At 72.5% G+C, this 19790-nt stretch carries 17 protein-coding genes; 7 read left to right on the top strand and 10 right to left on the bottom strand.

All coding sequences use genetic code 11. The features are described from left to right. Positions 1 to 79 precede the first annotated feature (79 nt). The 3 genes from C2865_RS09265 to C2865_RS09255 all read right to left on the bottom strand — a co-directional run bounded on the left by C2865_RS09265 (position 80) and on the right by C2865_RS09255 (position 5548). Positions 80 to 2143 (bottom strand): putative bifunctional diguanylate cyclase/phosphodiesterase, encoded by a 2064-nt coding sequence (locus tag C2865_RS09265; RefSeq protein ID WP_106397945.1) that lies wholly within the window; start codon positions 2141 to 2143, stop codon positions 80 to 82. Between the two features lie 178 nt (positions 2144 to 2321). Beyond that, positions 2322 to 4475, bottom strand: a complete 2154-nt coding sequence (gene ligA, locus C2865_RS09260) for an NAD-dependent DNA ligase LigA (protein WP_232835475.1) — start codon at positions 4473 to 4475, stop codon at positions 2322 to 2324. 74 nt (positions 4476 to 4549) lie between these two features. Beyond that, positions 4550 to 5548 carry a methionine synthase gene (locus C2865_RS09255; RefSeq protein WP_106397944.1) on the bottom strand — a complete coding sequence of 333 codons (999 nt, stop codon included), beginning with the start codon at positions 5546 to 5548 and terminating at the stop codon, positions 4550 to 4552. 36 nt (positions 5549 to 5584) lie between these two features. Between C2865_RS09255 and C2865_RS09250 the strand changes: the two genes are divergently transcribed. Both C2865_RS09250 and C2865_RS09245 read left to right on the top strand, forming a co-directional pair. Next, positions 5585 to 6154 carry a hypothetical protein gene (locus C2865_RS09250; protein WP_157963638.1) on the top strand — a complete coding sequence of 190 codons (570 nt, stop codon included), beginning with the start codon at positions 5585 to 5587 and terminating at the stop codon, positions 6152 to 6154. A gap of 94 nt (positions 6155 to 6248) precedes the next feature. Continuing rightward, positions 6249 to 6560, top strand: coding sequence for a SemiSWEET family sugar transporter (locus tag C2865_RS09245; protein ID WP_106397942.1), 312 nt, complete (start codon positions 6249 to 6251; stop codon positions 6558 to 6560). On the opposite strand, the gene mnmA is transcribed toward C2865_RS09245, so the two are convergent. Continuing rightward, entirely contained in the window at positions 6500 to 7567 is a 1068-nt protein-coding gene (gene mnmA / locus C2865_RS09240) for a tRNA 2-thiouridine(34) synthase MnmA (protein WP_106397941.1), read from the bottom strand. The genes C2865_RS09245 and mnmA overlap by 61 nt on opposite strands. Positions 7568 to 7635: 68 nt before the next feature. On the opposite strand from mnmA, the gene C2865_RS41370 reads away from it, so the two are divergent. The 3 genes from C2865_RS41370 (at position 7636) to C2865_RS09225 (ending at position 10607) form a co-directional block, all read left to right on the top strand. Then, on the top strand, positions 7636 to 8649 hold the full coding sequence (locus tag C2865_RS41370) for a DUF695 domain-containing protein (protein WP_106398646.1): 1014 nt from the start codon (positions 7636 to 7638) through the stop codon (positions 8647 to 8649). Positions 8650 to 8668: 19 nt separating this feature from the next. Beyond that, a complete protein-coding gene (locus C2865_RS09230) occupies positions 8669 to 9457 on the top strand; it encodes an SCO2525 family SAM-dependent methyltransferase (RefSeq protein WP_106397940.1) in 789 nt (262 codons plus the stop codon). Between the two features lie 157 nt (positions 9458 to 9614). Then, a complete protein-coding gene (locus tag C2865_RS09225; protein ID WP_106397939.1) occupies positions 9615 to 10607 on the top strand; it encodes a phospholipase D-like domain-containing protein in 993 nt (330 codons plus the stop codon). Between the two features lie 5 nt (positions 10608 to 10612). On the opposite strand, the gene C2865_RS09220 is transcribed toward C2865_RS09225, so the two are convergent. Continuing rightward, the gene (locus C2865_RS09220) at positions 10613 to 11770 is read right to left on the bottom strand and encodes a cysteine desulfurase family protein (protein WP_106397938.1); all 1158 of its coding nucleotides are present in this window, start codon (positions 11768 to 11770) and stop codon (positions 10613 to 10615) included. Between the two features lie 107 nt (positions 11771 to 11877). On the opposite strand from C2865_RS09220, the gene C2865_RS09215 reads away from it, so the two are divergent. Next, a complete protein-coding gene (locus C2865_RS09215; protein ID WP_106397937.1) occupies positions 11878 to 12393 on the top strand; it encodes a TetR/AcrR family transcriptional regulator in 516 nt (171 codons plus the stop codon). A gap of 216 nt (positions 12394 to 12609) precedes the next feature. Beyond that, the gene (locus tag C2865_RS09210) at positions 12610 to 13800 is read left to right on the top strand and encodes an MFS transporter (protein WP_106397936.1); all 1191 of its coding nucleotides are present in this window, start codon (positions 12610 to 12612) and stop codon (positions 13798 to 13800) included. A 78-nt stretch (positions 13801 to 13878) separates the two neighbouring features. Here the strand turns inward: C2865_RS09210 and C2865_RS09205 are convergent, their stop codons facing one another. The 5 genes from C2865_RS09205 to C2865_RS09185 all read right to left on the bottom strand — a co-directional run bounded on the left by C2865_RS09205 (position 13879) and on the right by C2865_RS09185 (position 19745). Then, positions 13879 to 14823, bottom strand: a complete 945-nt coding sequence (locus C2865_RS09205; RefSeq protein ID WP_106397935.1) for an electron transfer flavoprotein subunit alpha/FixB family protein — start codon at positions 14821 to 14823, stop codon at positions 13879 to 13881. Positions 14824 to 14836: 13 nt separating this feature from the next. Further along, positions 14837 to 15616, bottom strand: coding sequence for an electron transfer flavoprotein subunit beta/FixA family protein (locus tag C2865_RS09200; RefSeq protein ID WP_106397934.1), 780 nt, complete (start codon positions 15614 to 15616; stop codon positions 14837 to 14839). Between the two features lie 187 nt (positions 15617 to 15803). Beyond that, positions 15804 to 17714 (bottom strand): serine/threonine-protein kinase, encoded by a 1911-nt coding sequence (locus tag C2865_RS09195; protein WP_157963637.1) that lies wholly within the window; start codon positions 17712 to 17714, stop codon positions 15804 to 15806. A gap of 144 nt (positions 17715 to 17858) precedes the next feature. Continuing rightward, positions 17859 to 18791, bottom strand: a complete 933-nt coding sequence (locus C2865_RS09190) for an acyl-ACP desaturase (protein WP_106397932.1) — start codon at positions 18789 to 18791, stop codon at positions 17859 to 17861. Positions 18792 to 18977: 186 nt separating this feature from the next. Next, entirely contained in the window at positions 18978 to 19745 is a 768-nt protein-coding gene (locus C2865_RS09185) for an SDR family NAD(P)-dependent oxidoreductase (protein WP_106397931.1), read from the bottom strand. Between the last annotated feature and the right edge of the window lie 45 nt (positions 19746 to 19790).

Here is a 19790-nt window from a genome sequence, read left to right as displayed (position 1 = left end):
ACACCCGCCGGATGATCCGCTGGCGCGACGCTCCTCGGCGGCGGTCCGGCGCGCCGGACGGCCCGCGGGGGCGGGTGCTTCAGGTCACCGGTTCGGGGGCGCGGCGCAGCCTGCCGCGCAGCCACTCGGTGGCCGCGGAGCTCTCCATGGGGCGGCCGAAGTGCCAGCCCTGGCCGGTGTCGCAGCCCATCTCGCGCAGGCTCGCGGCGATCTCGGCGTTCTCCACTCCCTCGGCCACCGAGCGCAGCCCCAGGGTGCGCACCAGCTCCACGATCGAGCGGACGATCACCGCGTCCTCCGCCGACTCGGTCAGCCGCCGGATGAACGAGGCGTCGATCTTGACCTCCCGCACCGGCAGGCGCTTGAGCCTGACCAGCGAGGAGTAGCCGGTGCCGAAGTCGTCGAGGCTGAGCGGGATGCCCAGGTCGGCCAGGGTGCGCACGGTCTCGGAGGCGTACGCCGACTCGTTCATCAGGATCCGCTCGGTGATCTCCAGCCCGAAGGCCTCGGGCGGCAGGTCGCGGGCGAGCAGTTCGGCGGTGATCGTCTCGGCGAGCTGGCCGTCCAGCAGGTCGCGCCCGGAGACGTTGACGGTCACCGGGGCGCGCAGCCCGGCCCGCCACCAGGCGTGCGACTGGGCCAGGGCCTCGCGCACCACGTAGAGGGTGATCGACTTCATGAGGTAGGTCTGCTCGGCCAGCGGCAGGAACTCCTCGGGCCCGATCAGCCCCCGGTCGGGGTGGCGCCAGCGCAGCAGGCCCTCCATCCCGGCCAGCCGCCCGTCGCGCAGCCCGATCTTGGGCTGGTAGTGCAGCTCCAGCTCCCGCCGGTCGATGCCGCGGCGCAGGTCGCCGAGCAGGCCCAGCCGGGCGGGCGAGTTGCGGTCGCTGGCCGGGCTGTAGGTCTCCACGCCCGAGCGGCTCTCCTTGGCCACGTACATGGCGACGTCGGCGCGCTGCAGCAGCAGCTCGAAGTCGGGGGCGTGGTCGGGGCAGAGCGCGATCCCGACGCTGCCCTCCAGGTCGAAGGTCATGCCGTCCAGGCGCACCGGCTCGCTGAGCGCGGCGCGCAGCCGCACCGCCACCTCGCGGGCGGCGGGCACGTCCCGCACGGACGGCAGCAGCACGGCGAACTCGTCGCCGCCCAGCCGCGCCACCAGGTCGCCGGGGCGGACGCTGTGCGTCAGGCGGTGGGCGATGATCTGCAGCAGCCGGTCGCCGGTGGCGTGGCCCAGGGTGTCGTTGACCTCTTTGAAACGGTCCAGGTCGATGAGGAAGAGGCCCACCTTGCGGCTGCGGTCCCCGCGGTCGCCGCGCTGGCGGGCGGCGGCCAGCGCCTCCGCGGAGCGGGCGATGAGCAGTTTGCGGTTGGGCAGGCCGGTGAGCCCGTCGTGCAGCGCCTGGTACTCCCGCCGGACCGAGGCCGAGGCGGTGAGGTAGACGGCGGTGAACGGCAGCACGATCAGCGGGACGAACGCCGGCGAGCGGTCCATCGCCACCACCACGATCGGCGCCAGGCCGAGCAGCGCCAGGTGGGCCAGCACCTGGTAGCCCAGGTCCCAGCGCAGCACCCGCGGCAGGGACACCCGCTCGTGCAGCGCCACCGCCCCGCCGACCAGGACGTCGTTGACGGCGAAGTACGCCATCCCGGCCAGCATCACCGGGCCCAGGTCGGCGCCGGTGGGCACCCAGAGGTCGTCGGGGGCGGCCGAGAGGCCGAACCCCCACAGGACGGCGCCCGCGGCGCTCTGCGCCAGCGCGAACTGCGCCACGTTGAAGGCGGTGCGGTGCGGGGACTGGCGCCGGAAGACGCCGCGGATCACCAGCGCGACGGCCTGCAGCGCGATGGAGAGCGGCAGCCCCGCGTACAGCAGCGCGGCGAAGGTGAACGTGGTGGAGGTGGTGGCGCTGTTGTCCTCGGTCGCGCCGGGGGTGATGATCGGCTTCAGCTCGCCGAAGACGATGAAGGCGCCCAGCAGCCAGAACACCGGGTTGGCCAGGCCCGCCTCGAGATCGCAGGTGGTCAGCCCGGTCAGCGCCGCGGCCAGCACGACGGCCCCGACCGCGGTGACCGCGCTCAGGTAGATCCACAGGGGCGAACCGGTCCGGGGCCGAGTGTCCCGGGTGTTGTTCGGGTCCTTCATTCAGCTTCCTCAGGGGCACACCGGATTGAGGGTTCAAACAGGTGCTCATGAGGAGGGTAAGGCTTGAACTCAGCTTTACGAAACCGGATGCGTACGTTCTGTTACAGATTGACCGTTAGCGATATCACCTTTTGGGGGATATCGACACCGCTTCCTACACTTCCCAGAGCGATCTCGTTCACTCCCCGTTCAGCGTTACGCCCCTGGCCACATCCGGCCCCTGCTCCAGCAGGACCCGGAACCCCGCCTCGTCCAGGACCGGAACGCCCAGCTCGACCGCCTTGTCGTGCTTGGAACCGGCATTCTCGCCCACCACCACGAACGATGTCTTCTTCGACACCGAGCCCGCCGCGCGCCCGCCGAGGCTCTGGATCGCCTCCTTGGCCGAGTCGCGGCTGAAGCCCTCCAGCGAACCCGTCACCACGATGCTCAGGCCCGCCAGCGGCCGGGGGCTGTCCTCGGCGTCGGCGTCCTCCAGCCGGACGCCCGCCTCCCGCCACTTGCGCACGATCTCGCGGTGCCAGTCCACCTGCCACCAGTCGATGATCGACCTGGCGATGGTCGGGCCGACGCCGTCGACGGCCGTCAGCTCCTCCTCGGTGGCGCTGAAGATCCGGTCGAAGGAGCGCATCTCCCGGGCGAGGTCCTGGGCGGCGCGCGGCCCCACGTGCCGGATGGACAGCGCCACCAGCCACCGCCACAGCGGCTTGGTCTTGATCTCCTCCAGCTGGGCCATGAGGCTCTCGACCACCTTCTTGGGGCTGCCGTTGGCATTGGCGAAGAAGGTGACCACCTTCTCCTCGCCCGTCCTGGGGTCGATCTTCGGGGTGCCGGACTCGGCGTCCAGCACCATGCTGCGGATCGGCAGGAGCTGCTCGACGGTCAGGTGGAACAGGTCGCCCTCGTCCTTGACCGGGGCGTCCAGCGGCTCCAGCGGCTGGGTGAGCGCGGTCGCGCCCACGTAGCCCAGCGCCCTGATGTCCAGCACCCTGCGGCTGGCCATGAAGTAGATGCGCTCGCGCAGCTGCCCCGGGCAGAACCGGGTGTTGGGGCAGCGGATGTCCTTGTCGCCCTCCTTGGCGTAGGCCAGCTCGGTGTGGCACTCCGGGCAGTGCACGGGCATCTGGAACTCGCGCTCACCGCCGTCCCGCAGCTCCACGACCGGGCCGACGATCTCCGGGATGACGTCGCCGGCCTTGCGCAGCACCACGGTGTCGCCGATCATCACCCCCTTGCGCACCACCTCGAACGCGTTGTGCAGGGTGGCCCGCTCCACCTCGGACCCGCCCACCCAGGCCGGCTCCATCAGGCCCCACGGGGTGATCCGGCCGGTGCGGCCGACCCCGACCTTGATGTCGAGCAGCCTGGTGCGCACCTCCTCCGGCGGGTACTTGAAGGCGATCGCCCAGCGCGGGGCGCGGCTGGTGGAGCCCAGCCGCCGCTGGGTGGCCCGGTCGTTGACCTTCACGACCACGCCGTCGATCTCGTACGCCGGGTCGTGCCGGTGCTCGCCGTAGTGGGCGATGTACTCCTTGACGCCCGCCACGTCGGGGACCACCCGGTACAGGCCGCTGACCGGCAGCCCCCAGGCCTGGAACAGCTCGTAGGTCTCGCTCTGGCTCGCCGGTACCCGCGGGCCGCCCTCCCAGGCGCCGTAACCGTGGACGATCATGTCCAGCGGGCGCTGCCTGGTGACCCTGGGGTCCTTCTGGCGCAGCGCGCCCGAGGCGGTGTTGCGCGGGTTGCGAAAGGGCGTCTCCCCCTCGGCCGCCAGCCGCTCGTTGAGCTTCTTGAAGGTCTCGACCGTCATGAAGACCTCGCCGCGGATCTCCACCAGGTCGGGCACGTCGTCGCCGGCGAGCCTGGTGGGGATCGAGGCGATCGTCTTGATGTTGTTGGTGACGTCCTCGCCCTGGACGCCGTCCCCGCGGGTCACCCCGCGCACCAGCTCGCCCTTCTCGTAGGTCAGCGCGATCGCCAGCCCGTCGATCTTCAGCTCGCACAGGTAGCCGCCGGCCGGGACGCCGCCGATCCCCGCCTCCAGGCGCTCGGCCCAGACGTCGAGCTCCGCGAAGTCCATCGCGTTGTCCAGGCTCTGCATCCGCTCCAGATGCCGCACCGTCGTGAAGTCCGTGATGATCGCGCTGCCGACCGTCCGGGTCGGCGAGTCGGGGGTGACCAGCTCGGGGTAGGTCTCCTCCAGCTCCTGCAGCTCGCGCAGCCTCAGGTCGTACTCGATGTCGCTGAGCACCGGCTCGTCCAGGACGTAGTAGCGGTAGTTGGCGTCCCGCAGCTCGCGCACCAGCTCGGCATGCCGCTCCACGCTGCTCAACTCTCCCGACCTCCCGATTCGCTCCGGACCGACACCCCCATCTTCCCGCCTGGCACCGACACTTTCCGAGCCCCTCACTCCGGGGTTTCGGCCAGTGTCCGGGCCGCCTTGGCGCAGTGGGCGAGCACTTGCCGGACGTACCCGGGCGAAGCCCCCGCCAGCCCGCAGGCGGGCGTGACCACGACCTGCCCGGCCATGCCGCCCGGGGCGAACCCCAGCCGCCGCCACAGTTCCCGGACGGATCGGACGGACCTCGCGGGCTCCGGCAGCGGGGCGTCCACGCCGGGCACCACCCCGAAGAAGAACGCCACGCCGTCCTCGATCGCCTCGCCGATGACCTCGTCGCCCCTGACGGGGATCGCCGAGGTCTCCACCGACAGGCCCCGCGCGCCCGCCCCCAGCAGCACCCGGAACGGGACGTCCCGGGCGCAGCAGTGCACGATCGGGAAGGCGTCCGTCGCCGCCAGGACCTTGCGCAGGCCCTCCTGCACGACCGGCGCGGCCACCGAGCGCAGGGTGCGAAAGCCGCTGGCCGTCGGCACCCTCCCGGCGAGGACGGCCGGCAGCGAGGGCTCGTCCACCTGCAGCAGGATCTCCGCCCGCGGCAGCCGCCTTCGCACCTCGGCCACGTGCTCCCGGACGCCCTCGGCCAGCGACTCGATGATGTCGCGGACGGCCCCGGCGTCGCGCAGCGCCCGCTCCCCGCCGGGCAGCTCGATCGAGGCGGCCAGCGTCCACGGTCCGCAGACCTGGAGTTTGACCGGCCCCTCGGGTGCCTGCTCCTCCAGCAGGTCCAGGTCCCGGCGCAGGTGGTCCAGGGCACGCCGCAGATCGATGCCGGGCCGGTCGCCGAAGCGCCAGCCGGACGGCTGCAGGTGCACCGGGAGCTCCACCAGGAACGCCGCGCCGCGGCCGACCAGGTCGGCTCCGGGGCCGCGCGCGGGCAGTTCGGGCAGATGGGGCAGGGACAGCTCGCCGAACACGACGCCGGCGGTCTCGGCCGCGTCCGTCCCCGGATACGACCCCACCCCCGTCGCGCTCGCCTCAGGCCAGGGAAAACTCACAGGGCCCATTCTGCCGGGTGCGGGCAGTGCCCTATCCTGCGCGGCATGCCCGCGCGTCCGTTGGTCCGTCCGTTGGTCGCGGCCTGCCTCGCCCTGACGGCGGCCTGCGGAGGGTACTCCCCTCCCGGTTCCCGCTCGCTCCGCGTGCTGCCGCGCCCCGACGCGTGCGGGGAGCTCCCCCGCGCGGCCGTCGAGAAGGCGCTGGACGGCCCGGTCGGGAAGTGCACCGCCGACGCCCAGGAGGAGACGCACGGGGTGCGCTTCCAGGTCTCCCCGAAGAGGAGGCCCGCGGCTCTCGTCGTCTCCTACCAGCGGCGGTACGCGCCGAAGACGGGCCTGGACCTGTGGGAGGTCCACGGCTTCGTCGAAGGCGAGAAGACCCTGCTCATCGGCGTGGGCGAAGGCGCCCTCTTCGACCCCGTCGCGGCCACCGTGCTGGCCGTCTCCGAGCACCTGCTCGTCACGGTGGGCGTCCAGTCGGCCGTGAAGATCCCGCGGGAGGGGCTCCCCGACCGGCTGCTGCCCGTCCTGGAGGCGGCGCTCGACCTGGGCGAGGAGGCGGTCGGCGCGACCGCGCCGCCGGAAGCCCCTTTCAGCCCTCGTCCCGGTTCTTAGCGGTTTTCCGGAGTTTCTCCGGACAAGAGAATGTGACGTGGGTTACTCTCCTGGAACGGTCCCGCAGGCGTTGCGAAGGGGTTCCTCAAGAGTGATGACCATCCTCGGTCTGGTCGCGGGCGCGCTCACCACCGGCTGCTGGCTTCCGCAGCTGCTGCGGACCTGGCGGACCCGGTCCACCGACGACTTCTCCTGGGTCTACCTGGCCCTGCTGACCTGCGGGGTCGGCCTGTGGCTGGCCTACGGGCTGGCGCGCGGCGACGCCGCGATCGCCGTGGCCAACGCCCTGACCCTGCTCGCCCTGCTGGCCATCGCGGCCTTCAAGACGTGGTCCCCGGCGCGGGCTCAGGCCACCGGCGCCGCGGACGAGATCGTCGCCGATCCCAGCACGGTGTCGCCGTCGTAGAGCACCGCCGCCTGGCCGGGCGCCACGCCCTGGGCGGGGGTCAGCAGCCGCAGCCGCAGCACGCCGTCCTCGACGGCCGGCTCGCAGTCGTGGACGGCGCCGTGGGCCCGCAACTGCACCTGGCAGCGCGCGGGCAGCGGCCCGTCCAGGCCGACCAGCCGCTCCCCCAGGATCTCCCCGACGTCCAGCGCCTCGCGCGGCCCGACCCGCACCGTGTTGGTGACCGGTGAGATGTCGAGCACGTAGCGCGGCCTGCCGTCCGGCGCCGGGGTGCCGATCCGCAGTCCCTTGCGCTGGCCGACGGTGAAGCCGTACGCGCCCTCGTGCTCGCCCACGGTCCGTCCCGTCTCGTCGACGATCGGGCCCTTCTCGGCGCCCAGCCGCCCGGCCAGGAACGCCCGGGTGTCGCCGTCGGCGATGAAGCAGATGTCGTGGCTGTCGGGCTTGTCGGCCACCTGCAGCCCGCGCCGCGCCGCCTCCAGCCGGATGTCGGCCTTGGTGGTGCCGCCCAGCGGGAAGATCGCGTGCCGCAGCTGCTCGCGGGTGCACACCGCCAGCACGTACGACTGGTCCTTGCCCCCGTCCACGCCGCGCCGCAGCACGCCGTCCGCCACCTGGGCGTAGTGGCCGGTGCAGACCGCGTCGAAGCCCAGGGCCAGCGCCCGGTCGAGCAGCGCGGCGAACTTGATCTTCTCGTTGCAGCGCAGGCACGGGTTGGGCGTGCGGCCCGCCGCGTACTCGGCGACGAAGTCCTCGACCACGTCCTGGTCGAAGCGCTCGGCCAGGTCCCACACGTAGAAGGGGATGCCGATCACGTCGGCGGCGCGGCGGGCGTCCCGGGAGTCCTCGACGGTGCAGCAGCCGCGCGCGCCCGTCCGGTAGGACTTCGGATTGGCGGACAGGGCCATGTGCACGCCGGTGACGTCGTGCCCGGCTTCGGCCACCCGGGCGGCGGCCACTGCGGAGTCGACGCCGCCGGACATGGCGGCGAGCACGCGAAGAGTCATGGTCCCGCCAGGATATCCGGCGGCGCCTCCCCTCGGTGCCGCCCGGAGGCCGTAGCATGGTCGGCGATATGGGCATCTTCAAGCGATCGCGCGGCGGCGCCTCCGCGTCCGCCGCCATCAGCGCGTTCTGGGAGCAGTGGCCGGACCTGCGGGAGCGGCTCGAGAACGCGGGCGAGACCGTTCCCGACGAGCTGCGGGAGCGGCTCGACGGGCTGGTCAGGGCCATCCATCCGGAGCTGGCGTGGGAACTCGACGCCGAGCGGCGCGTCCTCACCCTCACCGGGGGCGGCCTGGCCGAGCCCCGCGGCGCGGCCGAGCGCTGGCGCAAGAAGCGGCCCAAGCGCGACCCGTGGACGTTCCACGCCGCCCGCCAGGCCGACCTCGACCGGCTCACCGGCCGGCTCGCGTTCGGCGACCACGAGTTCGACCTCTCCTACGTCAAGCTCGGCATGCGCGTCGACTCCGCCCGCGCCCGCGTCGACATCTCCGCCTACCACCCCGACTTCCTGTTCGTGGACGAGGACGTCCGGCTGCAGGTCGCCTTCCGGGTGCTGGACCTCGCCCTGGGCGAGGACGACGTGGCCCGCTGGATCGGCGCGGTCTCCATCGCCGTCGAGCCGCCCATCGACTCCCTGCCCCCCAACCTCCTGGCCTCGGTCGTGGAGCAGATAGCAGAGCCTTTTAAGCAGGGGGCGTGGCTCACGGGCGAAGGCCGCACCCCCCGAGGCCACCCCGCCCACCTGGCGGTCCGCTTCCCGCTGCACCGCCAGGACCACCCGCTGTGCGACGTCCACGTCGCCGTCTCCCTGCCGTACGCGCACAGCAACCCCGACCTCCTGCCGGTCGAACCCTCCGCCTCGGCTCTCCGCCGCGCCGAAGCGGACCTGGAGTCCCTGGCCGGCGCCGTCCTCGCCCTGCGCGAGACCGGCGACGGGCGCCGCGTCCTGCACTTCTACGCCGACCCCGACTCCGGCGCCCTGCCCGCCCTCGACCAGTTCGCCGCCGCCTGGCCCGAGGGCCGCGCCAGGGTCGAGTCCCGCCCCGATCCCGCCTGGCAGTCCCTCGCCCCCTACCGCCGCTGACGTCCCGCGGGGTCCGGCGATGCCCACGTCCTCACCCGCCCCGGACGGTGATCCGGCCGCCGACTGGGACCGCTTCGACTCCGCGTTCTACCTCCGGCACAACTACGCCGAGGCCAGGAAGGACGACCTCCGCTTCGCCTCCGCCGCGGGGGACTTCTTCCTGGCGCGGCTGCGCGGGCGCACCGGGCTGCGCGGCGTCGACGTCGGGTCCGGCACCAACCTCTACCCGGCGCTGACCATGCTGCCCTTCTGCGCGGAGATCGCCCTCGTCGAGTACTCCGCGGCCAACCGCAGGTGGCTGGAAGCGGAGGTCCCCGGCTACTCCCCGGTCTGGGACCCCTTCTGGGCGGAGCTGCGCCCCAAGGACGGCTACCGCGAGATCGCCGATCCCGCCCGGCTGCTGGCCGCACGCGCGCGGGTCGAGTCCGGCAGCGTCTTCGAGCTGCCCCGCGAGCGGTGGGAGCTGGGCACGATGTTCTTCGTCGCCGAATCCATCTCCGCCGACGAGGCGGACTTCCGCGCCGCCCTGCTCCGCTTCCTCGCCGGCCTCGTCCCCGGCGCCCCGTTCGCGGCGGCCTTCATGGAGAACTCCCAGGGGTACCTCGTCGGCGACCTGTTCTTCCCCGCCGTCCCCGTCACCGAGGCCGACCTGCGCGCCTGCCTCGCCGGTCTCGTGGAGGACGACCTGGTCCTCACCCGCGAGAGCCCCGGCGAGGCCCCCCTCCGCCAGGGGTACACCGGCATGATCCTGGCCTGCGGCCGCAAACGCGAGGCCCCGGACGGACGGCGGCCCGGCGGCCGGTCCTGAGTCTTGTGGCGAAAGACACAAAGTGCAGGGTCTGTTTCCCCAGAAAGCACGGCCATATCGCCGCGATATTGACAGGTGTTTTGGATTTAACGACAGTGGAGAATATCCACGAGCCGGAGACATGACCGGCTTACCCCGGAAAAGGGGGTCGGCAGACGTGAACGCTCCGCCTCCCGACGCGCCGCGTTTCCAGCCGCCCGGGATCCTGCTGAAGATCCTGGTCGCCGTGTTCAGCGGTGGTGTCGCCTTCGCGCTCACCTCGGTGGCCACCGAGGGGGACGGCTCCGGCGGGCTGCTGTGGGAACTGCTCATCTCGGTGTTCATCGGCGGGGTCACGCTGGTCGTCCAGTTCATGATGGACTTCGACCTGCGGGTGCGCACCATGGACGCGCGGCAGAGCGACCACCACGCCCGGCTCGACGAGCGGATGCGGCAGGGGTTCTCCCAGATCAACGAGGCGACCGAGCTGTTCGGGCTGGTGGAGGCCTCGGCGCTGCGCACCGACCAGGTCATCCGGCTGGTGCGCTACTCCACCGAGATCAAGGAGACGACCGTGCCGATCGTGCACCGGTTCGCCGAGACGGAGATCAACCGCCTGTCGCTCTTCCTCAAGGAGCTCAGCGACGGCGGCAGCGTGTCCTACGAGGGCGAGGACCGGGACTGGCTGCTGGCGCTGACCCAGAACGTCCAGCGCGGCCTGGACGCCACCAGCCTCGGCACGGTCGACGCGGGCGGCCGCGGCTTCGACCGCGGCTTCTGGCACACCGATCTGGGCCAGCGCTATCTGGACCTGCAGCGGGAGGCCGTGCAGAAGCGCGGGGTCCACATCCGGCGGGTCTTCATCATCGACCGCAGCGACCTGGCCGACGACCCGCTCTTCCTGCGGATGTGCCGGCTGCAGCGGGAGGCCGGCATCGAGGTCAGGCTGTTCGACCCGACCACGGCCGTGGGCATCCCCCGCAGCACGATGTTCGACTTCGTCGTCTTCGACGGCGACATCAGCTACGAGTCGACCCCCACCTCCCGCCTCTCCGAGGACGAGCGGCCCGTCATCGTCAACACCCGCCTGGTGCTCCAGGCGGACCGGGTCAGGGAGCGGGTGCGCGGCTTCAACGCGCTGTGGGACTCGGCCCGGCCGGTCGACCCCTGAGGCGCTCAGGTGAGGCCGGCGCGGCGGGCGCGCTCGACGGCCGCGGGCAGGGCCTCGGTCAGGGGGGCGAGGTCGGCGGAGGTGGAGGTGTGGCCGAGGGAGAAGCGCAGGCTGCCGCGCGCCTGCTCGGAGGACAGGCCCATGGCGAGCAGGACGTGGCTGGGCTGGGCGACCCCGGCCGAGCACGCCGAGCCGGTCGAGCAGGCGATGCCCTGGGCGTCCAGGAGCATCAGGAGCGCGTCGCCCTCGCAGCCGGGGAAGGAGAAGTGGGCGTTGCCGGGCAGGCGGTCGACCGGGTCGCCGTTGAGGACCGCGTCGGGAACGGCGGCGCGGACGCGGGCGATCAGCTCGTCGCGCAGGGCCGACAGGCGGCGGGCGGACTCCTCGCGGCGGGACACGGCGGCCTCCACCGCGGCGGCGAAACCGGCGATGGCGGGGGTGTCGAGGGTGCCGGAGCGCACGTCGCGCTCCTGGCCGCCGCCGTGCAGGACGGGGATGGGGTCCACGCCCCTGGCCAGCAGGAGGGCGCCCACGCCCAGCGGGCCGCCGAGCTTGTGCGCGCTGATCGTCAGCGCGTCGGGGGCCGGCCCCCCGCCGCCGTCCAGGCGCACGTCCAGGACGCCGGCCGCCTGCACCGCGTCGGAGTGGAACGGAACACCGCGGGCGCGGGCGAGCCCGGCGAGCTCGGCGACGGGCTGGACGGTGCCGACCTCGTTGTTCGCCCACATCACGGTGACCAGGGCGGTGTCGTCGGTGAGCGCCTCGGCGAGGGTCTCGGGCAGGATGCGGCCGCGGCCGTCGGGCGGCAGCAGCACCACCTCGGCGCCCTCGTGCTCGGCCAGCCAGTGCACGGCGTCCAGCACCGCGTGGTGCTCGACGGCACCGGCGATGACGCGGCGGCGCCCCTCGGCGCGGCCCTTCCAGTACAGGCCCTTGACCGCCAGGTTGTCGGACTCGGTGCCGCCGCTGGTGAAGACCACCTCGGAGGGGCGGGCGCCGAACGCCGCGGCGATGATCTCGCGGGACTCCTCGACGACCTGGCGGGCCCGGCGGCCGGGGGCGTGCAGCGACGAGGGGTTGCCCACCCTGCCGAGCTGCCCGGTCATCGCGGCGACGGCCTCGGGGAGCATCGGCGTCGTCGCCGCATGGTCGAGATACGGCACGGCGCTTCCCTCCTCCTCCAGAGTCGTCCAATCCTACTCGCTGCCCGGGCCGGCTGCGGAGGAGCCGGTTTGCGACTGTACCGTCCGGACGGTACAGTCGAGTCGCCATGAAACGTGACGCCCTCCTCGACGCCGCCGAGTCCGTGCTGCTGGAGCACGGCACCCAGGCGTTGACGCTGAACGCCGTCGCCGAGCGCGCCGGGGTCAGCAAGGGCGGGCTGCTGTACCACTTCCCCACCAAGGAGGCGCTGGTCACGGCCCTGGTCGACCGGGTGATCGCCGAGTTCGACGCCCTGGTCGAGCAGTACGACCAGGGTTCGTTCACCCGCGCCTTCGTCGAGGCCACCTTCGCCATCATCGCGGCCCCCGAGGGGGAGCGCAGCGAACGCCGCTGGGCGGCGATCACCGCCGCCGCCGCGACGCCCGAACTGGCCGCGCCGCTGCGCGCGGCCATGGACCGCTGGCACCGCAGGGATGACGCCGAGGACGCCGACCCGCTGACCGCGATGGTCGTCCGCCTGGCCGCGGAGGGCCTGTGGGAGGTCGTCGCCCACGGCTCGGGCCGGTTCTCCCCCGAGCAGTACACCGCGCTGCGACGACGCCTCCTCGACCTGCTCGACTGACCCTCCGGCCTGATCCCGGCCCCGGAGGCCGTGGACCGGCCGCTCGATCCGGCCCCTCCGAACCCCGGCCGCCCCGCGCCCCTTCGCGGACGGCGGATCCAGCGGCCCCGGACGCCGGGCCGGTCCCCGGACGCCTCTCCACCCACCACCTGTCCTCTTCTTTCGCCCGGCGGGCGTGCGCCGCCGGACGCGTCTGTGTGCAAGGAGTGTTCGATCATGCTGTTCCGCGCCCGTACGGGCACGTTCCTGACCTTCGCCGCGGCCGGTCTGATGACCGGCGTGTGGGTCGTGCGGATGCCCGCGCTGAAGGAGCGGTTCGCCCTGGACGCGGGCGGCGTCGGCGTCGTCCTGCTGGTGTGGGGCGTCGCCGCCGTCGTCGCCATGCAGGGCCTGCGCGTGGTCATCTCCCGGTTCGGGAGCCGCCCCGCCCTGCGGGTCGCCGCCCCGCTGACCGCGCTCTCGGTCGCGCTGGTGGCCCTCGCCCCGTCCCACCCGCTCCTGCTGGCGGGCGTCGCCCTGTTCGGCATGGCCTTCGGCGTGACGGACGTCGCGATGAACGCCCAGGCGTCGGTGGTCGAACGGGCGCACGGCCGCCCGCTGATGAGCGGGATGCACGCGGGCTGGTGCGCGGGCGCCATGACCGGCGGGCTGCTGGGTTCGGGCACCGCCGCGCTCGGCTGGTCGTTCACCGCGTCGCTGCTGCTCGCCGGGCTGGCGGCGCTGCCGCTGATGGCGCTGCTGGGCCGCACCTACCTGCCCGACCCCCCGGCCCTCCAGGACGCCTCCGGCGGCCGCCGGAGGCGCCTGCCGCTGCTGGTCTACCTGCTGGGCGCCCTGACGTTCCTGGCGTTCATGACCGAAGGCGCCATCGCCGACTGGAGCGGCCTGTTCCTGCACGACGACCTGCACGCGAGCCAGGCCCTGGCCGCCCTGGGCTACCCGCTGTTCGAGGCCGCCATGCTCTGCGGCCGCCTCTTCGGCGACCGCCTGCGCGTCCTGCTGGGCACCCGCGCCCTCCTCACCTGGGCGGGCACGGGCACCGCCGCGGGCATGGCGGTGGTGCTGCTGGCGCCCGGCCTCCCCGTGGCGCTGGCCGGCTTCTTCCTCACCGGCCTGGCGGTCTGCACGATCGTCCCGACGATGTTGTCGCTGGCCGGCACCGCCGCCCCCGGCCGCTCCGCCGCGTCCGTCGCCCAGGTCGGCGCGATGGGCTACGGCGGCCTGCTGCTCGGCCCCGTCGCCGTCAGCGCCGTCGCCGAGGCGTCCTCCGTCCGCGCGGGCCTGTGGCCGGTCGTCGCCCTGTCCGCCGTCATCGCGGTCTCCGCCCGCTTCCTCCCCCTGCGCGAGGGCGCCGACCTCGCCGCGGCCCCCGCCCCCGAGCGCCGCCCCGAGCCCCTCGCGGCCTGACCGCCCGCGGAGCGCTCCACCGGAGACGACGGACGCCCCCGAGCAGGGCTCGGGGGCGTCCGGACGGATCGGCAGGCGTCACTTGCGCTTGGTGATCTCCTCGGTCAGCTGCGGGACGACCTGGAAGAGGTCGCCCACGACGCCGAAGTCGACGAGCTCGAAGATCGGGGCCTCGGGGTCCTTGTTGACGGCCACGATGGTCTTCGAGGTCTGCATGCCGGCCCGGTGCTGGATCGCGCCGGAGATGCCGGCGGCGACGTACAGCTGCGGGGAGACCGTCTTGCCGGTCTGGCCGACCTGGAACTGGTGCGGGTACCAGCCGGCGTCGGTCGCGGCGCGGGAGGCGCCGACGGCCGCGCCGAGGGTGTCGGCCAGGCCCTCGATGACCTTGAAGTTCTCCGCGCCGCCCACGCCGCGGCCGCCGGAGACGACGATCGAGGCCTCGGTCAGGTCGGGGCGCTCGCCCTTCTCCTGCACGACGCGCTCGGTGATCTTCGCGCCCTTGGCGGCGTCGGACAGCGCCACCGAGACCTGCTCGACGGCCGGGGAGCCGGGAGCGGCCTCCAGCGCGATCGCGTTCGGGCGGACCGCGATGACCGGGGTGCCCTTGACGACCTTGGCGTGCGCGATGACCGAGCCGCCGAAGACGGAGTGCTCGGCGACCAGGTCGGGGGTCACGCCCACGACGTCGGTCAGCACACCGGAGTCCAGGCGCACCGCCAGGCGGCCCGCGATCTCCTTGCCCTCGCCGGTGGCGGCGACCAGGACGGCGCCGGCGCCGGCGGCGAGCTGCTGGAGCACCTCGACCTTGGGAGCCACCACGTACTCGGTGAGCTCGGAGTCGGCGGCGACGTAGACCTTGGCCGGGCCGTACTCGGCGATCTTGTCGGCGACGGCCTCGTAGCCGGGGCCGATCCAGACGGCGGAGGCCTCACCCAGGCTGCGCGCCAGGGTGAGCAGCTCGAACGATACCTTCTTGACCTCGCCTTCGGCGTGGTCGATGAGGACGAGAATCTCTGCCATGTCCCTATCCCCCTTACACGAACTTCTTGCTGGCGAGGAAGTCGGCGATCTTCACGCCGCCGTCACCCTCGTCGGTGACGATCTGGCCCTTGGCGCGCGCCGGGGCGTCGGCGTGGTCGACCACGGACGAGTAGGCGTTGGCGACGCCCACCTTGTCGGCCTCGATCCCGGCGTCCGCGATGGACAGGGACTCGACCGGCTTCTTCTTGGCCGCCATGATGCCCTTGAAGGACGGGTAGCGCGGCTCGTTGATCTTCTCGACCACGGAGACGACGGCGGGCAGCGAGGCCTCGATCTTGTCGAAACCGGTGTCGGTCTGGCGCTGCGCGGCGATCGCGGTGCCGTTGATCTCGACCTTGTTGGCCATGGTGACCTGCGGCCAGCCCAGGCGCTCCGACAGCATCGCGGCCATCACGCCGGTGCGGGCGTCGGTGGACTCCGAACCGAGGATGACCAGGTCGGCGCCGATCCGGGTGACGAGCTGCTGCAGCGCGTAGGAGGTCTGCAGGGCGTCCGAGCCGACGAGCGCGTCGTCGACCAGGTGGACCGCCTTGTCCGCGCCCATGGCGAGGGCCTTGCGGATCGACTCGGTGGCCTTGTCCGGACCCATGGTCAGGACGGTCACCTCACCGCCGTGCGCCTCCTTGATGAGCAGCGCCTCCTCGATGGCGTACTCGTCCAGTTCGTTGATGACGCCGTCCGCCGCAGCGCGGTCGAGGGTGTTGTCATCGGACTTCAACTTACGCGGGCTCTCCGTGTCGGGAACCTGCTTCACGCATACGACGATGTTCATGGCCGCTGGCCGACCTCCCTGCACTCATCTCATCAGGCTGATGCTGGATCACAGCCTGCCAAATAGCCGAAACCGGTTCTGACCCGGGTCCGGGTCAAGCCTTACCCCGCATGTTACTCACCGGTAGCACCAGCCCTGAACCCAGGGGTGGGCCACCCGGCTGTTTCGGTACCCGCGGTGACACGGATCACCCGCCGAAGCGGACGATCCATCCCTTCACCGTGCTGCGCGCGTCGTCCAGCCAGCGAGCGAACCCCTCCAACGCGCCCAGGTCGGGGTCCTGGCCGAGGACGAGGAGCAGCAGGACGGCGACACCCGCGCCCAGGCACAGTACCGCGATCATCGCAGCTTCCTGCCGCGGCAGGAAAGCGCCCCAGATCCGGGCGGTCTGCCGCCGGGGCGCGGTGCCGCCCGGACCGAAGATCTGCAGGACGACCGCCAGCAGCGCGCCGAAGGTCAGCGCCTGGGCCGCCGGACGCCCGCCGCCGACGAGCGCGAGCGCCAGCACCAGGCCGGCGCCCAGGCTGATCGGGACGACCATCGCGCTGGTCATCAGCGCGCCCGGCAGTTGCAGCGGGGAGCGCAGCAGCGTCCCCACGAAGTCGCTCGCCCGCTCGCCGCGCCGGACCCGGCGCGACTCCAGGCCGCGGGCGGCCTTGTCCCCCGCGCGCAGCACGAGCACCGTGACGAGCACGACGCACAGCCCGACGACCGGGGTGGCCCAGGTGAGTCCCAGCGCGGCGGCCAGCAGCAGGAGGCTCAGCACCTTGTACAGGCCGTAGGGCTTGGGCCGGTCGTCCGCGCGGGTGGAGCGCTCGTTCTCGCGCCCGTCGCCCTGCGCGTCCTGCGGCCGCGGGTGGTGGGGCTGCGGGTGGTGGGGCTGCGGGTGACGCGGCTGGGGCTGGTGGGGCTGCGACCACGGCAGCGGCCCGGACGGCCGCCGCCCGTCGTTCACCGTCGGGACGTCCGAGGGCGCGCCCGCGTACAGGGCGCCGCCCGAAGGGCCGTAGGGCGGGCGCCGGGGCGGGTCGTTCACCGTGGCGTGCGGCTGGGCGCCCGAGCCGCGTCCCGGCTGGTAGAGGTCCTGGTACGGGTCGGGCGGCGGGGCCACCGGGGGGAGCATCCCCATGAAGTCGCTCGGCTGCGGCAGCGGCGACCTGCCCGACGTTCCCGGCACGCCCCGCATCTCGCGCACGTCCTGCGGCGGGGAGACGGGCGGGAAGGCGCGCGTCGGGGGGTCGTCGGCGATCGTGCCGTGGTCGATCATCGTCATCTCGAGGTCGAGCCGCCCGCACAGGTGCGCCAGGTCCCTGGCGGTGGGCCGCTCGGCCGGGTGCTGGGCCATCGCCGCCCGCAGCACGGGCAGCAGCGGCGCGGGCACCCCGGTGAGGTCCGGCTGCCCCTGGAGGATCTTGGAGAAGATCTGCTCGAAGGTGCCGCCGCCGAACGGGGGCCGCCCGGTGGCCGCGTAGATGATGGTGCCCGCCCAGGCGTGCACGTCGGCGGGCGCGCGGAAGTCCTCGCCGCTGAGGATCTCCGGCGACAGGTAGCCGGGCGTGCCGATGACCATGCCGGCCGAGGTCAGCCGGGTGGCGTCCACCGACTGGGCGATGCCGAAGTCGATGAGGACGGGGTCGCCGTTCTCGGCGAACATGACGTTGCCGGGCTTGAGGTCGCGGTGCACGATGCCGGCCGCGTGGATGGCCGCGAGCGCCTCGGCGAGGCCCTCGGCCAGCCGCTTGAGCGCGTCGCCGCCCAGCGGACCCTGCTCGGTGACCTGCTTCTCCAGCGTCGGTCCCGGCACGTACTGGGTGACGATGTAGGGCGGGTCGGCGGTGACGTCGGCGTCGACGATCTGCGCGACGAAGGGACTGCGCACCCGGCGCATGGTGTCGACCTCGCGGGCCAGCCGCCGCAGCGCGATGGCGTCGCCGGTGCCGCCGCGCAGCAGTTTGACAGCCACGGACCGCCCCATCGGGTCGGTGCCGCGGCGCACGACGCCCATGCCGCCCTCGCCGAGCACCTCGGCGAGCCGGTACGGGCCGATGCTCTCCCCGGACGTGGCACTACCCCAATCCTGATATTTCGTCGCGGCCAACCCTACCCCCGAACCGTATGCGGGGCGTGGCGCAGACCTTCGGCCCCGATCCCGTCTTCAGTAAGACGCGGGAACCGGGGCCGTTGGTTTCAACGTGAGCGAATTATCGCGAATTGTGGGAAACGTCGAAGAAGATCATCCCGATCAGGCGCGGGCGGCGATCCGGGCGCGGCGCGCCTCGCGGCGCTCCTCGAACTTCTTGGCGGCGGCGTCCAGGGTCGCCAGGAACTCCGACAGCTCGGTGCGGGCCTTCTCGCCCTCGCCGTCCAGGCCCTCCATCTCGAAGACCTTCCACTTGCGCAGCACCGGCATGAGCACGTCGTCGTGGTGCAGGCGCAGGTCGTAGATGCCGGCGTTGGCGATGGCCACGGACTTGCGCAGGAATCCGTCGATCGTGTAGCCGGGCATCTGGAAGCCCTTGACCACCTCGAGGACCGCCTTCATCGCCTCGTTCGGGACGACCTCGAAGGCGGCGCCGATGAGGTTCCGGTAGAAGATCATGTGCAGGTTCTCGTCGGCCGCCACGCGCTGCATCATCTGCTCGCACAGCGCGTCGCCCGAGGCCTTGCCGGTGTTGCGGTGCGAGACGCGGGTCGCCAGCTCCTGGAAGGAGACGTAGGCCAGGCCGTGCAGCATCTTGTCGCCGTGGTCGGGCTCGTAGCCGATCTCCATGTGCTGCATGCGCGCGCGCTCCAGCACCACCGGGTCGATGGCCCGGGTGACGGTGAGGAAGTCGCGGATGACGATGCCGTGCCGGTTCTCCTCGGCGGTCCAGCGGTGCACCCACTGGCCCCAGGCGCCCTCCTTGCCCATGATGCGGGCGATGGCGGCGTGGTAGCCGGGCAGGTTGTCCTCGGTCAGCAGGTTGACCAGCAGCGCCTCGCGCGACTCCGGGGAGACCTTGGAGTCCTCGGGCGACCAGTCCTCACCGCCCAGGAAGGCGAAGTCGCGGCCCTGGCCCCACGGGACGTACTCGTGGGGGAACCACTCCTTGGCCATCGACAGATGCCGGTTGAGTTCCTTCTCGACGACTCCGTCGAGTTCGTGCAGCACCTTGATGTCAATAGCTTCCGGCATACCAAGACCTTTCCGGATTTATGGGATCGGCGCGGCCGAGGGGACTCCGCTGCGAGGGACACCATGCCGTGTCCCCTGTGACGCCTGTACCCATGCTAGATGCGGACGCCAAGTACAGATATGCGCAAGTGCTACAAGTGATCCGAGCATGCTTTGGGGAGAGCTCACAAGAAGCGGGCCGCCTCTTTATGCATCGGCACTTCCATGGGTGCGAACGGCCGTGTTCCACACCGCCGTCGAGACCGTGCGCAGCACACCCCTTGGCGCGATCTTCATCGCGGGCAGCAGAAGCCTGTACCGAACACCGGGGACGCACAGGGCGTGGTTCCGCCGGACGGCCTCCAGGCCGGCCCGCGCGACGGTGTCGCGGGCCATCCACATGAGGTTCGTCGGCTGGTCGTCCTCGGTGCGGGTGAAACCGGGGCACAACGCCGTCACGTGCACGCCCGCGGGCTTCAGCTCGGCGTGCAGGCTCTCGGTGAAGGACAGGACGAACGCCTTGGTCGCCCCGTAGACGGCGCTTCCCGGCGAAGGCGCGTAAGCCGCCACGGACGCGACGTTCAGCACCCCGCCCCTCCCCCGCTCGGCCATGGACGGCACCGCCGCGTGCGTCAACCGCGTCAGCGCCGTCACGTTGAGGCCCACCTCCCTGGCCCGGTCGGCGTACGAGAGCGTGTGGAAGGCGCCGAACGCCCCGTACCCGGCGTTGTTGACCAGCAGGTCCGTTCCGGGGACGCGCCCGGCCACCCGCTCCAGGCCGTCCGCCGAGGTGAGGTCGGCCGCCAGCGCCTCCGCCCGCACCCCGAACCGCCCGGACAGCTCCGCCGCGAGCCGCTCCAGCAGGTCCCCGCGCCGCGCGACCAGCACGAGATCCGTCCCCTGGGCCGCCAGGGAGCGCGCGATGCTCTCGCCGATCCCGCTGGACGCGCCCGTCACCACCGCATCACGCCACATGGCCCTGCACACTAGGCCGAAAAGGAGCGGCCCGGGAGTGTCGGA

The organism is Actinocorallia populi (genome assembly GCF_002995495.1).
In the GTDB taxonomy this organism is placed as follows: Bacteria; Actinomycetota; Actinomycetes; order Streptosporangiales; family Streptosporangiaceae; genus Actinocorallia; species Actinocorallia populi.
Note: the sequence above shows the minus strand (reverse complement) of the source record. Positions and strands in the feature narration are given on the sequence as shown.